This is a genomic window from Microbacterium sp. Leaf161 (assembly GCF_001423645.1).
GTDB lineage: Bacteria > Actinomycetota > Actinomycetes > Actinomycetales > Microbacteriaceae > Microbacterium > Microbacterium forte.
In genome coordinates, this window is the sequence record NZ_LMOW01000002.1 from 391,532 (window position 1) to 405,747 (window position 14,216).

15 protein-coding genes are annotated in these 14,216 nt (G+C 66.7%); 10 read left to right on the forward strand and 5 right to left on the reverse strand.

The features are described 5' to 3' along the window. Positions 1-8: 8 nt before the first annotated feature. Positions 9-833, forward strand: coding sequence for an undecaprenyl-diphosphate phosphatase (locus tag ASF87_RS14630; RefSeq protein WP_056376818.1), 825 nt, complete (start codon positions 9-11; stop codon positions 831-833). Between the two features lie 26 nt (positions 834-859). On the opposite strand, the gene ASF87_RS14635 is transcribed toward ASF87_RS14630, so the two are convergent. Next, a complete protein-coding gene (locus tag ASF87_RS14635; protein WP_042536682.1) occupies positions 860-1,708 on the reverse strand; it encodes a PAC2 family protein in 849 nt (282 codons plus the stop codon). Positions 1,709-1,832: 124 nt separating this feature from the next. Between ASF87_RS14635 and ASF87_RS14640 the strand changes: the two genes are divergently transcribed. From ASF87_RS14640 to lnt, 9 genes are read left to right on the forward strand one after another with little or no spacing between them, the layout of a single operon-like run. Continuing rightward, positions 1,833-2,483, forward strand: a complete 651-nt coding sequence (locus ASF87_RS14640; protein WP_056376820.1) for an HAD family hydrolase — start codon at positions 1,833-1,835, stop codon at positions 2,481-2,483. Further along, the gene (locus ASF87_RS14645) at positions 2,480-3,499 is read left to right on the forward strand and encodes a tRNA (adenine-N1)-methyltransferase (RefSeq protein WP_056376822.1); all 1,020 of its coding nucleotides are present in this window, start codon (positions 2,480-2,482) and stop codon (positions 3,497-3,499) included. The genes ASF87_RS14640 and ASF87_RS14645 overlap by 4 nt, the downstream gene beginning before the upstream one ends. 10 nt (positions 3,500-3,509) lie before the next feature. After that, a complete protein-coding gene (locus ASF87_RS14650) occupies positions 3,510-4,427 on the forward strand; it encodes a hypothetical protein (RefSeq protein ID WP_056376825.1) in 918 nt (305 codons plus the stop codon). Continuing rightward, the gene (locus ASF87_RS14655) at positions 4,427-5,422 is read left to right on the forward strand and encodes a helix-turn-helix transcriptional regulator (protein WP_056376827.1); all 996 of its coding nucleotides are present in this window, start codon (positions 4,427-4,429) and stop codon (positions 5,420-5,422) included. The genes ASF87_RS14650 and ASF87_RS14655 overlap by 1 nt, the downstream gene beginning before the upstream one ends. Beyond that, entirely contained in the window at positions 5,419-6,408 is a 990-nt protein-coding gene (locus ASF87_RS14660) for a helix-turn-helix transcriptional regulator (protein WP_056376830.1), read from the forward strand. Before ASF87_RS14655 ends, ASF87_RS14660 begins: the two co-directional genes overlap by 4 nt. Before the next feature lie 27 nt (positions 6,409-6,435). Beyond that, positions 6,436-6,693 carry a Sec-independent protein translocase subunit TatA gene (tatA, locus tag ASF87_RS14665; protein ID WP_056376831.1) on the forward strand — a complete coding sequence of 86 codons (258 nt, stop codon included), beginning with the start codon at positions 6,436-6,438 and terminating at the stop codon, positions 6,691-6,693. Between the two features lie 54 nt (positions 6,694-6,747). Beyond that, the gene (tatC, locus tag ASF87_RS14670; RefSeq protein WP_042536675.1) at positions 6,748-7,506 is read left to right on the forward strand and encodes a twin-arginine translocase subunit TatC; all 759 of its coding nucleotides are present in this window, start codon (positions 6,748-6,750) and stop codon (positions 7,504-7,506) included. Beyond that, a complete protein-coding gene (locus ASF87_RS14675) occupies positions 7,503-9,980 on the forward strand; it encodes a DEAD/DEAH box helicase (RefSeq protein ID WP_056376833.1) in 2,478 nt (825 codons plus the stop codon). The genes tatC and ASF87_RS14675 overlap by 4 nt, the downstream gene beginning before the upstream one ends. Before the next feature lie 11 nt (positions 9,981-9,991). After that, a complete protein-coding gene (lnt, locus tag ASF87_RS14680) occupies positions 9,992-11,515 on the forward strand; it encodes an apolipoprotein N-acyltransferase (protein ID WP_056376835.1) in 1,524 nt (507 codons plus the stop codon). Here the strand turns inward: lnt and ASF87_RS14685 are convergent. From ASF87_RS14685 to ASF87_RS14700, 4 genes are all read right to left on the reverse strand, one after another. Continuing rightward, entirely contained in the window at positions 11,512-11,895 is a 384-nt protein-coding gene (locus tag ASF87_RS14685) for an RNA polymerase-binding protein RbpA (protein ID WP_042536672.1), read from the reverse strand. The two genes, lnt and ASF87_RS14685, sit on opposite strands and share 4 nt — an antisense overlap. 125 nt (positions 11,896-12,020) lie before the next feature. Further along, a complete protein-coding gene (locus tag ASF87_RS14690) occupies positions 12,021-12,794 on the reverse strand; it encodes a glycerophosphodiester phosphodiesterase family protein (RefSeq protein ID WP_056376837.1) in 774 nt (257 codons plus the stop codon). Next, positions 12,791-13,717, reverse strand: a complete 927-nt coding sequence (locus ASF87_RS14695; RefSeq protein ID WP_056376839.1) for an SPFH domain-containing protein — start codon at positions 13,715-13,717, stop codon at positions 12,791-12,793. Before ASF87_RS14695 ends, ASF87_RS14690 begins: the two co-directional genes overlap by 4 nt. Positions 13,718-13,726: 9 nt before the next feature. Further along, entirely contained in the window at positions 13,727-14,200 is a 474-nt protein-coding gene (locus ASF87_RS14700; RefSeq protein ID WP_056376841.1) for an NfeD family protein, read from the reverse strand. Positions 14,201-14,216 lie beyond the last annotated feature (16 nt).

Below are 14,216 nucleotides of genomic sequence, written 5' to 3' on the forward strand. Positions count from 1 at the left end.
GCTCCTCCATGCACTTGTTCGAAGCGCTCATCCTCGGCATCGTCCAGGGACTCACCGAGTTCCTCCCGATCTCCTCCAGCGCCCATCTGCGCATCCTCGGCACGTTCTTGCCGTCCGGCGAGGACCCTGGTGCCGCGTTCACCGCGATCACGCAGATCGGCACGGAGGCGGCGGTCGTGGTGTTCTTCTGGCGCGACATCGTTCGCATCATCGCGCAGTGGTTCCGCTCACTGACGGGCAGGGTTCCGCGCAGCGATCCGGATGCCCGGATGGGCTGGATGATCATCATCGGCAGCATCCCGATCGTGGTGCTCGGCCTTCTCTTCCAGGATCAGATCGAGACGGTCTTCCGGTCGCTCTGGATCGTCGCGATCATGCTGATCGTGTTCGGCATCCTGCTCGGCATCGCCGACCATGTGGGCGCGAAGCGACGCAAGCTCGATCAGCTCACCTATCCGCACGGCATCGCGTACGGCTTCGCACAGGCGCTCGCGTTGATCCCGGGTGTGTCGCGCTCGGGCGGGACGATCACGATGGGACTGTTCCTCGGCTACGAGCGCGCGGCCGCCGCGCGCTACGCGTTCCTCCTGGCGATCCCCGCCGTGTTCGGCAGTGGCTTCTACCAGGTGTTCAAGAGCTGGGACGAGCCTTCATTCTTCTCGTTCGGCGACACCCTCGCGGCGACCGGCATCGCGTTCGTCGTGGCACTCGGCGTGATCGCGTTCTTCATGAACTACATCTCGAAGCGCAGTTTCATGCCGTTCGTGATCTACCGCATCCTGTTGGGCACGGTTCTCCTGGTCCTTCTCGGCACGGGCGTCATCGCGGCGTAGCGGCGCGGCACCGGAGACCTCCGAGCTCAGCGCTTGTGGTCTCCGGGACCGTCGCCTCTGCGCTTCAGATAGCGCTCGAACGCCTGAGCGATCGCATCGCCGGACGCATCGGGCGAATCCCACGTGTCGCGGGTCTGCTCGAGCTGGCGGATGTACTCCGTCATGTCCTCGTCATCCGCGGCGGCGGCGTCGATCGACGCCTCCCACGCGGCGGCCTCTGTGCGGAGGTGATCGCGTGGGACGTCGACTCCGGTCAGCTCCTCGAGCCGGTCCAGAAGAGCGAGGGTGACCTTCGGCGACGGAGTGGCAGAGGCCACGTAGTGCGGCACGCTGGCCCACAGGCTCGCGGTCGGGATGCCGGCGCTCTCGGCGAAGTGCTCGAACACGCTGAGGATGCCGACGGGGCCCTCATAGAGAGACCGCTCGAGGCCATGCGCTGCGCGGACCTGCTCGTTCTGGCTCGAGGCGAAGATCGAGATCGGTCGCGTGTGGGGCACATCCGAGAGCATCGCGCCGAGGGTCACGAACCCGGTGATGTCGTCGCGGAGGGCGACGTCGATGAACTCCGCGGCGAACGACTGCCAGGTGCGCGCGGGCTCGACTCCGGTCAGCACCCAGAACTCGGGACCGGGCCCCGGGTCGCGCGGGCGCCACAGACCGGCCTCGGGCCACGTGAGCTGACGGCGGCCTTCGGCGTCCGTCTTCGTGGCCGGGCGGGTGTACTGATAGTCGAAGTACAGCTCCGGGTCGATGGAGTGCACGAGGTCGTAGTCGTTCGCGGAACGCAGCGCGGCGATCGCGCCGCTCGCGGCCTCACCCGCGTCGTTCCAGCCATCGAAGGCGACGATGACGATGCGTGAACCGAGGACATCCATCGTGGGCTCCCTTCGCCATTTCCGGATCGGTATCCCTCCAGGCTAGTCCGACCGCGCGGGGACCGGGCGGAGCCACGGGTAACATGGTTCGGTGAGCAGACAGCCCCGCGCGATCCTCTGGGACATGGACGGAACCCTCGTCGACACCGAGCCATATTGGATGGCAGCCGAGACGGCGCTGGTCGAATCCTTCGGCGGGACGTGGACCCACGAGGACGCCCTTCAACTCGTCGGCAACGGTCTCATCGACAGCGCGATCATCCTCCAGAACGCGGGGGTGGATATGGACGCGGAGGCGATCATCTCGCTCCTCACCGATGGAGTGCAGGAGGCGCTGCGCACACAGGGAGTGCCTTTCCGCCCCGGTGCCCGCGAGCTGCTGCAGGATCTGAAGTCGGCGGGGATCCCCACCGGCCTCGTCACGATGTCGCTGCGCCGCATGGCGTTGAGCGTCGTCGACCTGATCGAGTTCGAGGCCTTCGACATCGTCGTCGCCGGCGATGACGTGGCCCGCCCCAAGCCTCACCCAGAGCCGTACCTGCACGCGGCATCGCTGCTCGAGATCGACATCGCCGAGGCCGTGGTCATCGAGGACTCGCCGACCGGACTCCGTGCGGGCATCGCATCCGGCGCCGTCGCTCTCGGCGTGCCGCACATCGTCTCGCTCGACGACGTCGGGGCTCACGAGCTCTGGCCGACCCTCGAGGGCCGCACTGCCGCAGACCTGATCGAACTCTTCGACCGCAAGACCTCCATGACGGGAGCCACCCGATGACCGACATCACCTCACCGCGGCCGAGCGGGCCGTTCCGGGAGGGCGATCGGGTGCAGCTGACCGGCCCCAAGGGTCGTCTGCATACCGTGACCCTCCGCGAGGACGGCGAGCTGCACACCCATCAGGGAGTGCTGCGGCATCGTGACCTCATCGGTCTTCCCGACGGTTCGGTCGCCGCGAACAGCTCGGGGCACGAGTACCTCGCGCTGCGGCCGCTGCTGCGCGACTTCGCGATGTCGATGCCGCGCGGCGCGGCGATCGTCTACCCGAAGGATGCGGCGCAGATCGTGATGCAGGCCGACATCTTCCCCGGCGCGGTCGTCGTCGAGGCGGGCGTCGGTTCGGGGGCCCTCTCGCTCTCGCTGCTCCGCGCCATCGGTCCGGTCGGTCGACTGGTGTCGTTCGAACGTCGTGAGGACTTCGCCCAGGTCGCCCGCGGGAACGTCGAGACATTCTTCGGCGAGACGCCGGACACCTGGAACGTGGTCGTCGGGGATCTCGCCGATGCGCTTCCAGCCGAGTTCCCGGCCGGCACGGTCGATCGCGTCGTACTCGACATGCTCGCACCATGGGAATGCATGGACGTCGTCGCCGACGCACTCACTCCCGGCGGCGTCGTGCTCTGCTACGTCGCGACAGCCACCCAGCTCTCACGGGTCGCCGAGTACATCCGCGGCACCGGGCTGTTCACCGACCCCGAGGCGTCCGAGACGATGGTGCGAGGGTGGCATGTCGAAGGCCTCGCCGTCAGGCCCGATCACCGCATGGTGGCGCATACCGGATTCCTCCTCACGGCGCGTCGGCTCGCACCGGGTGCCGCGGCGCCGCAGGTGAAGCGCAGGGCCTCGAAGAGCAGCTATGGCGATGCGGATGTCGACGCGTGGACGCCCGGCGCCGTAGGCGATCGGGAGATCAACGACAAGAACCTCCGCAAGCGTGCCAGGGAGGCCGCGAAGGCTGCCGAAGGGGCGCGTCTCGCGTCGGGTTCGCGCGAATCCGAGCCACCGACGGAATAGACTGGAGCGCGTGCGTAAAACGTCCGCCGTTCTGGCCACCCTCAGCCTCGCCGTCCTCACTCTGACAGGATGCGCTTCGGCGCCGTCGTTCGCCGGTGATGTCTGCGATCGTGCGGGCGCGTCTACCCCATCCGTCAAGGATTCGGTGTCCGTGGAGGGCGATCTGGGTGAGGCGCCCGACGTCACCGTCTACAGCCCCGTGAAGGCGGACGAGACCTCCTTCGCCGACGTGATCATCGGTGAGGGGAACACTCTCACCTCCACTTCTCAGCCCATGGTGCTCGACATCGCCTTCTACGGCGGGGAGAGCGGCGAGAAGCTCTACGAGTCCGAGTTCAACGGCGACCCGAGCCGCGTGCACAGCATCTCGTACTGGGCCGAGCGGTCCGAGGGACTCGAGACGGTGCTCGAGTGCGCCACCGGCGGTAGCCGGATCGTCGCCGTGCTGACCCCCGAGGACTTCGGTGAAGCCAATGTCGAGGCATTCGGACTCGCGAAGGACGAGAACGTCGTCGCGGTCGTCGACCTGCAGGATGTCTACCTGGCTCACGCCGAAGGCGCATCCCAGTTCAACGACGCCCGCGGCCTCCCGACCGTGGTGCGAGCTCCTGACGGGACCCCGGGCGTGATCATCCCCGACAGCGACGCTCCCACGGAGGCTGTCACTCAGACGCTCATCAAGGGCGACGGTGCGAAGGTCGAGAAGGATTCGACTATCGTGACCAACATCATGGCCCTGGGCTGGGACGACAAGACCGTCACATCGAGCAGCTGGGGTGCGGAGCCCAACATCGGTCCGGCAGCGGAGGAGCTCGTCGGCGCGACCGTCGGGTCGCAGCTGCTCGTCGTCGTGCCCGAAGCCGACGGAAACCCGGCGACCGCCATCGTGGTCGACATCCTGGGCATCGTTCCCGTTCCGGAGCAGTGATGGCCGCCCGTATTCCCGCGGAAGAGCGTCTGACGAACCTCGTCGTGGCGCTCATGGCCACGGAGATCGGGCTCACCAAGCAGCAGATCCTCGACAACGTGTCGGGCTACCGTCAGCGTGCCGATGCGGGCGTGCGGTCGGACGCGCTCGAGAAGATGTTCGAGCGCGACAAGGACGAGCTGCGCACTCTCGGCGTCCCGGTCGAGACGATCGGCGACCAGGCTGATCCCAATGACCTCCGTGAAGCCCGCTATCGCATTCCGCAGGCGGAATACGACCTGCCCAGCGACATCGAATTCACCGCTGCTGAGCTCGCTGTGCTGCAACTGGCCGGCAGCGTCTGGAGCGCGGAATCCGCGTCGGGCGACGCCAAGGCCGGCGTGCGCAAGATCCGGGCACTCGGGATCGACGGCGACGAGCCGATCATCGGTTTCGCGCCACGGATCACCGCTCGCGATGCGGCGTTCCCGCAGCTGCAGGACGCGATCGAGAAGAGCCGCGTCGTCGTCTTCGACTACCTCAAGCCGGGGGAGGACGCGCCGCGCCGCCGCAGCATCCGTCCGCTGGCTCTCGTCGACTACGAGGCGAGATGGCATGTCTTCGGCGTCGACGTGGACATCGAGGAGGACCGCATGTTCCTGCTCAGCAGGATCGTCGGGGATGTGAAGATCACGACGAGGGCCTTCGACTCCGCCCTGCGCGAAGGAGCGGGGGAGCGTGCACTGAGCGGTCTCGAGCGCGTCGCCTCTCAGAACTCGGCGCTGCTCGAGGTCACCCCTGGCACCGAGGCCTCGCTGCGTCTGGGCCGCCGCGCGACGCCCGCGGCGACCCAGGGAATCCTCGTGCCGTTCGTCGACCTGCATATCTTCGCTGACGAACTCGCCTCGTACGGCCCCGAGGTGCGGGTGGTCGAGCCCGTCGCGCTGCGCACCGCAGTCGTCGATCGCCTGAGCGCGGTCGTCGCGACCAACTCGGACGCAGGGGAGTCACGATGAGCGCTCAGACGAAGCCGCTGCTCGCCGCCGACCGCGTCCGCGTCTACCTGACGCTCGTGCCTTACCTTCTCGAGCACGGCCAGGTCTCGCTCGCTGAGGCGGCTGCGGAGTTCGGGGTGACTCCGGCAGAGATGCGACAGATGGTAGAGAAGCTGACCGTCATCGGCCTGCCCGGTGATTCCGGCTTTTGGCAGCAGCCGCAGGAGATGTTCGACATCAACTGGGATCTCCTCGACGAAGAGGACGTCATCGAGATCACCAACGATGTCGCCCTACGGCGGGTTCCGCGCTTCACCGCCCGTGAGGCCGCAGCGCTGCTCGCCGGTCTGCAGATGGTCGCCGCCGTGCCGGCGGTCTCCGACTCCGGACTCGTCAGCGGTCTCATCTCGAAGCTGTCGCGCGGTGCGGCAGACGCCCCGGCAGAGGTCGTCGTCGCGCCGAGCGCTGTCGACGAGGTTCGCCAGGTCGTGTCGCGCGGTGTGCAGAACGGTGTCGCCGTGTCGTTCACGTACCAGGCGCCCGATGCCGCACCCACCACGCGAACCGTGGATCCTGTGCAGGTGCTGATCACCAACGCACAGTGGTATCTGCAGGGGTGGTGCCACATGCGACAGGCGATGCGGACGTTCCACCTCGATCGGGTGAGCGATGCGCGTCTGACGGATATTCCGATCACACACGCCGGTGACCACGTCCCGGAGGCCTTCACCGCCGTCGAGGACGAGGGCGAGGTCCGAGTGCGCGTGCCCGAGAGGATGGCGCCTCTGCTCGGTGACTTCCTCACCGCAGACAACGCCGACGTCAGCGACGGGATCATCACCGTGCGGCTGCACCTTGCCGACCCTCGGGGTGTGAAACGGCTGGCGGCGAAGTTCGGCGGAGCCCTCGAAGTCGTGGATCCTGGCGTCGCCCGAACGGCTGCGCGCGAGTGGGCCGCCGCAGGACTCGCGCTGTATCGCCGACCAGACGGCGACAACGCCGGTTAGACTGCTACTAATCGACGAAGGAGAATCATGGGCGCTTTCGGTTGGCCACATCTGCTGATCATCCTTGCCGTCATCCTGCTGCTCTTCGGTGCGGCGAAGCTGCCGGCACTCGCGAAGAGCCTCGGGCAGTCCGCCCGGGTTTTCAAGGGCGAGATGAAGGCGATGAAGAACGAGGACGCGACTGACGCCGCGGATCCGGCATCCCCGACTCCCGCGGCCACCATCGCGGACACCACGGTGAAGGCTCGCGACACGGATCCGGGTCAGCCTCCTCGATCTGCATAGTTCGTGTCCGCTCTCGAATCCGCCGATCCGGGGACGCCGGGCCGCGACAGGCGGATGTCTCTCGGCGCGCATCTGATCGAGCTGCGTCGGCGACTTTTCATCGCGGCCGGCGCGCTCGTGGTCGGCATGATCATCGCGTTCATCATCACCGGACCGGTGATCGATCTCCTGTCGATTCCGATCGCTGCGATCGCCGAAGAAGAAGGTCGCGAGTACGTCGGCCTCAACTTCACGACGGTCACAAGCGGGTTCGATCTCCGCATGCGCATCGCGTTCGCCATCGGTCTGCTGATCTCAGCCCCTGTCTGGCTCTGGCAGGTCTGGGCGTTCGTGATGCCTGGGCTCACGAAGAAGGAGACTCAGTACACCTGGGGTTTCCTGGGAGCTGCCATCCCGCTGTTCTTCGGCGGATGCACTGTCGCATTCTTCGTCCTCCCGCACGTGATCGAGATCATGGCAGGCTTCGTGCCGACGGGAATGGCGCAGTTCTTCGACTACGCGACCTATTACGACTTCGTCTTCAAGTTCCTGCTTGTGCTCGGCATCGCCTTCGTGCTCCCGGTCTTCCTCGTCGCGCTCAACCTCGCGGGGGTCGTCTCGGGCAAGGAGATCCTCAAGGGATGGCGCGTCGCCATCCTCGTCTGCACGATCTTCGCGGCCGTCACCACACCGCCCGCCGATGTCTTCTCGATGCTGCTGCTGATGGGTTCCATGATCGTGCTGTACTTTGCGGCCACACTGATCTCGATGCTCTTCGATCGGCGCAAGCGCAAGGCTGATGCGGCCGCGGGCATCGAACCCGTGAGCGCATGAGCTCGCCGGCAGAGCGATACGCCGCGGCTCGCGAAGCCGCAGGGCACCCGGCGACGGTCGCCTTCGCTGCGAACCAGAAGTTCGAACTCGACCCGTTTCAGATCGAAGGGTGCCACGCGCTCGAAGACGGGAGCAGCGTGCTGGTCGCCGCTCCCACCGGGGCGGGAAAGACCATAGTCGGAGAGTTCGCGATCCATCTCGCGATGCAGACGCCGCGCGACAAGGCGTTCTACACGACGCCGATGAAGGCCCTCTCCAATCAGAAGTTCCGCGAGCTGGTCGACGTCTACGGCGCCGATGACGTGGGTCTGCTCACGGGTGACACCAATATCAACGGCAACGCTCGGATCGTCGTCATGACGACAGAGGTGCTGCGCAACATGATCTACGCCGATTCCGCAGCGCTGCGCGACCTTCGGTATGTGGTGATGGACGAGGTGCACTACCTCGCCGACCGATTCCGCGGGGCGGTGTGGGAAGAGGTGATCATCCACCTCCCGCAGCGGGTGCGGCTGGTGTCGCTGAGCGCCACGGTGTCGAACGCCGAGGAGTTCGGCGATTGGCTCGACACGGTGCGCGGAAACACCGAGGTGATCGTCTCGGAGATCCGACCGGTGCCGCTCGAGCAGCACGTGCTGGTGCGTGATGATCTGCTCCCGCTCTTCGACGACCGCGCGGGCATCGCGACGGCTCTGGTGAATCAGGAGCTGATGCGAATCCGCTCGTCCACCGGTTCGAACTACGACAACAACCGTGAGGCGCAGTCCTACCGCAGCAACCGTCATGCGGGACGGCAGGCGCAGCGTCCGCCGCGCGGAGGACGCCGTGCGGTCCGCTCGGCGAACGTGCAGCGGATCGAGCGCATGGACCGCCCCGACGTGGTGCGGCTGCTCGAGGCGGCCAACCTCCTGCCCGCGATCTTCTTCATCTTCAGCAGGGTCGGCTGCGACGCTGCGGTGCAGCAGGTCCGCAGATCGGGTGTCCGTCTGACCTCGACCGAGGAGCGGGCCGAGATCCGCGCGATCGTCGAAGACAGGACGCGGACCTTGCAGGACGAGGATCTCGGTGTGCTCGGATACTGGGATTGGCTGGAGAACCTCGAACGCGGCGTGGCCGCCCACCACGCCGGGCTCCTGCCCGCCTTCAAAGAGGTCGTCGAGGAGCTCTACAAGCGCAAGCTCGTGAAGGTCGTGTTCGCGACCGAGACCCTGGCGCTCGGCATCAACATGCCCGCACGCACCGTGGTGCTCGAGAAGATGGAGAAGTTCAACGGTGAGGCCCGGGTGGCGATCACCTCGGGGGAGTACACCCAGCTCACCGGGCGAGCCGGGCGACGGGGCATCGACGTCGAAGGCCACGCCGTGGTGCAGTGGACCGAGGGGATGGATCCGCAGGCGGTCGCCGCACTCGCCTCACGTCGCACCTACCCGCTCAACTCCAGTTTCCGTCCGACGTACAACATGGCGGTCAACCTGATCGACCTGTTCGGCAAACAACGGGCACGCGAGGTGCTCGAGTCGTCCTTCGCTCAGTTCCAGGCCGATCGCGCGGTGGTCGGACTCGCCAGGCAGGTGCGTGAGGCCGAGGAATCCCTCGACGGCTACAAGGCGGCGATGGTCTGCGACCACGGCGACTTCTTGGACTATGCCTCGATCCGCCGAGAGCTCAGCGACCTCGAGAAGAAGAACCGTCAGGACTCGAACGCTCCGCGGGCATCGCGCGATAAGCGCATGAAGCAGATCCAGAGCCTGCGCACCCGGATGCAGCGGCACGGCTGCCACCGCTGCCCCGATCGCGAGGCTCACGCCCGCTGGGCGGAGCGGTACTGGAAGCTCAAGAGGCAGAACGACCGCATCCGTCGTCAGATCGAGACGAGGACCGGAACGGTGGCTCGCGTCTTCGATCGTGTCGTCGAGGTGCTCGAGACGCTCGACTACCTCCACCGAGACGAGAACGACGAGACCACTCTCACCGAGGCCGGTCGGACGATGCGTCGCATCTACGGAGAGCGTGATCTCCTGGTGGCAGAATCTCTGAGGCAGGGTCTCTGGAGCGGCCTGGACGCTCCGTCGCTCGCCGCCATGGCCTGCTGCCTCGTCTACGAGCCGCGTCGCGACGAGGCGAACGCGGGCGAGCGCGATCTGCCGAGAGGGGCTTTCCGCGCAGCCTACGAGAAGACCACGACTCTCTGGGCCGAGCTCGACGACCTCGAGAAGGATCACCATCTTCCGGGGTCCGAGCCCTTGGCTGCCGGTCTCGCGGGCGCAATGCACTCGTGGGCCCGGGGCGGGATGCTCGATCGCGTCCTGATCGACGCCGACATGGCCGCGGGCGACTTCGTCCGGTGGGCCAAGCAGACGATCGACCTGCTCGACCAGCTCTCGATCGTCGCGGAGGACGGCGCCCTGGCGCGCAATGCCCGCGTCGCTCTCGACGGCGTGCGCCGCGGCATCGTCGCCTACTCCTCGATGTGAGAACGGGACCGATGCCTGATTCCCCAGCGCGACAGCGCCCTCTTCTGCCGCTTTCGCTCGCGCTTCCCGTTGCGGCCCTGGCTGCGCTCCTGATGAATCTCTCCTACCCGGATGCCGCGGTGTGGGCACTGGCCTTCCCGGCCACCGCGCTGCTGCTCGTCGCGCTCATCGGCCGTCGGGTCGGAGGCGCGCTCGCGGTGGGGCTGGTCTACGGGGTGATCTTCTTCGGACTGCTCGTGTCGTTCACCTCGCGCTACCTCGGCCCGCTGCCGTGGGCCGCACTGAGCGTCCTCGAAGGCGTCCTCACGGCAGCGGCGCTGATCCTGATCACGCTCGCCTATCGATGGATCCCCACAGCCTTCCCTGGCGCCTGGGCGCGCCTCCTGCTTCTTCCGGCCGTAGTGGCTGCGCTGTGGGTCGGGCGCGAGGTGTTCGTCGGCTCCTGGCCGTACGGAGGCTTCCCGTGGGCCCGTCTGGGCATGAGCCAGGCCGAGAGCCCGCTGGCCCCGGTCACCTCGTGGATCGGCGTCAGCGGTCTCAGCTTCCTGATGGTGTTCCTCGTCGCCCTCCTCATCCAGGTGATTCGCGAACGTGCCTGGCGACGCCCGACCGCGCTGATCGCACCGGTCATCGTGACGGTGGCCCTGCTCATCACGCCGCTGTTCCCCACGACCGTCACCGGGTCGATGCGCATCGCCGCGGTGCAGGGGAACGGGCCGAGCGGGTACTTCGACGAGCGCCAGCCCTACTCGCTCATCGACGCTCAGACGGACGCGACCGAACCGCTCTACGGCGAAGACGTCGATCTGCTGGTCTGGCCCGAGGGATCGCTCGACTTCGACCCGTTCCAGTCGGATTCGTTGGCGCGGAGGATGAGCGCGATCACCTCGCGAATCGGCGCGCCGCTGCTTGCCAACGCCGCGACGGAACGAGAGGGCCTGTTCTACAACACCTCACTGCTGTGGACGGAAGACGGCGGAGACGGGCAAGTGCACGACAAGCGGCACCCGGTTCCCTTCGGCGAATACGTGCCCGACCGTGCCTTCTTCAATGCACTCGCGCCCGATCTGATCGGACTCATCCAACGCGAATACACCCCGGGAACGAACCCGCCGGTCATCGATGTCGACGGCGTGAGGGTCGGATTGGCGATCTGCTTCGACGTCATCTACGACGACGTGATCAGCGAGGGAATGGCCGAAGGGGCCGAGGTTCTCGTCTTCCAGACCAACAACGCCGACTTCCGAGGTACCAACGAGAATCTGCAGCAGCTGGCATTCGCGAGGATGCGGGCGATCGAGACCGGCCGCAGCGTCGTGAACATCTCGACGGTGGGCACGAGCCAGATCATCCGCCCGGATGGGTCCACCGTATCGAGCCTTGACGCAGGAAAGGCCGGAGCGCTGCTCGAGGATGTCGAGCTTCGCTCCGGCCTGACAGCCGGTGTCGTCACCGGCCCCTGGATCCAGATGCTGCTGCTGTGGGGCGGGCTGGGCGCGCTGGCCTTCGGGTGGTTGCGCGCCCGTCGGCGCTAGGCGCCGATCTTCTCGCGGGTCGGGTCTTCACCTGCACCGCGGCGCGCGCGGATGAAGGCGAGTCGCTCTTCGAGCAGCTCTTCGAGTTCTGCGCGTGTACGACGCTCGAGAAGCATGTCCCAGTGCGTCCGGGCTGCCTTCTCGTCGGTCGCGTCGAGCGTGACGGCCTGGCCGTCGACGTTCAGGCGGGCGTCCGCTCCGCAGGCACGGCATTCCCAGGTCTGGGGCGGTTCTGCGTCCGCCGAGAACATCAGGTTCGTGACATGGCCGCAGGTGTCACAGATGTAGGTGGTTTCACGGCGCTCCATGAAAACGACGCCCTCTTCGCTCTGTAGGCTCTGGGCGCCGAGTCGGATGCCGCGTAGGCTGCGATCTGCCATTGTGTGGTCCTCTCGTCGCTGTCAGGTATAACGCTCCAGCCTGTGCGCTTCATCCACGCGGGCGGAATCTCGGCGCGATTCACAGCGGAATCCCAGCGCCACAGCGTAGAGGCGGCGTGGCGCGATCAGCGGCCGATCGTCGCCAGCGCGAGGTCCGCGCGGTCCGTGACGATCCCGTCGACACCTGCATCGACCAGCCGTCGCATGGAGTCGGCGTCGTTCACCGTCCACACGTGGACCTCGACGCCGCGTCGGTGCGCGGCGCTGATCAGAGGGGGAGTGAGAACCTTCACACCGCGGTGACGCTCGGGGATCTGGAGGACGTCGATGTCGCGCAGCGCGCGGCCAGGGGAGACGCGGACGGCCGAGAGGGCGCGAACTGCGGCGATGGTGCGACTGCCACCCGATGTGGCCGGTCTGAGAGCGGCACCGGCACGGAGCACCGATGCGATCGTGGCGCGACGGTCGGAATCCGAGAAGCTGGTGACGAGCACACGGTGCGTGTGATCTTCGAGAATCGGGCCGAGGGGCTCGGCGGCCTCGGTGGTCTTCACATCGATGTTGAAACGCGTCGTCGGGAATGCCGACAGGGCCTCGGCGACGGTGAGGAGACCGCCGTGATCGGCGAAGATCGCGGCGAGCTCACGGGTGCGTACATCCCGCACGGGTCGGGGGTCGCCGACAAGGCGCTGCAGCGTCGCATCGTGGAAGAGAACGACGTCACCGTCGGCCGTCATCCGGCAGTCCGTCTCGATGTACTCGGCGCCGGCGGCGTGAGCCGCGGCGAAGGCCGCTGCCGAGTTCTCCCAGACGCCGGAGTCCTCGCCCGCCGTGGTGATCAGACCGCGGTGAGCGAGGACTCGGGGGTGGGCTGCCTTCTCGAAGTAGGGGTGCGTCACGCGCCCGGGTGGTTCGTCGGAGGCTGTCCGGGCTTCGGCGTGAACGCGCTGCCGATGCCCTTGAGCGCCTCGGTCAGCTCGCTCGGGATGATCCAGAGCTTGTTCGACTGTCCCTCGCTGATCTTCGGCAGCATCTGCAGGTACTGGTAGGCCAGCAGCTTGTCATCCGGCTCGCCCTGGTGGATGGCGGTGAAGACATTCTGGATCGCCTCGGCCTCGCCCTGGGCGCGCAGCACAGCCGCCTGCTTGTCACCCTCTGCGCGGAGAATCTCCGCCTGCCGTGCGCCCTCCGCCTCGAGGATCGCGGACTGCTTGGTTCCCTCGGCCGTGAGGATGGCCGCACGGCGGTCACGCTCGGCGCGCATCTGCTTCTCCATCGAATCCTGGATGGAGACGGGCGGGTCGATCGCCTTCAGCTCCACTCGCCCGACGCGGATGCCCCATTTGCCGGTCGCCTCGTCGAGAACGACGCGGAGCTGGCCGTTGATGTTGTCGCGGCTCGTCAGAGCCTCTTCGAGGTTGAGGCCACCGACCACGTTTCGGAGGGTCGTCGTCGTGAGCTGCTCGACCGCACCGAGGTAGTTCGCGATCTCGTATGTCGCGGCGCGAGCGTCGGTCACCTGGAAGTAGACGACGGTGTCGATCGAGACCACGAGGTTGTCCTCGGTGATCACAGGCTGCGGCGGGAACGAGACCACCTGTTCGCGCATGTCGATGAGGGGCCGGAGGCGATCGATGAAGGGCACCAGGATGTTGAGTCCGGGCATCAACGTCTTGTGATAGCGGCCCAGGCGCTCCACCACGCCGGCTGTGGCCTGCGGGATGATGCGGATGGAGCGAGCCAGCGTGACCACCACGAAGATGATGATCGCGATGACGAGTATCCACCCGATCGCGGCGGGGATGAACGATGCATCGTCCAAGAGGTTCTCCTAGTCGTTGACGGGACGGACGGTCGCGGTCGCGCCGTTGATCGCGATCACTGCGATCGGTGAGCCCTGGGGGATCGGCACGGCACCTGCGGTGCGGGCGGTCCAGGTGTCGCCGTTGCTCAGCTTCACCTGTCCGGAGATCTGGGTGATGTCCTGCAGGGCCGTGCCTCGCAGGTTCAGCAGGGCTTCGACGTTGGACTTGGTCGGGTCTTCGCCGCGATGCAGACGCTTGATCAGCGGCGGACGCAGGAAGAGGATGAACAGTGCGGCCGCCGCCGCGGCGATCAGCACCTGAACCCACACCGGGATGCCGAGGAAATCGGTGACGAGGCCGACTGCGCTGCCGAAGCTCAGCATCAGGAAGGTGAAGTCGAGAGTGAGCATCTCGATCACGAGGAAGATGGCGATCAGGATCAGCCACCCGATCCATGCCCATTGGTCGATGAACTGTACGAATGTCGCGAAGTTGTCCATGCGGCCTCCTTTGCGG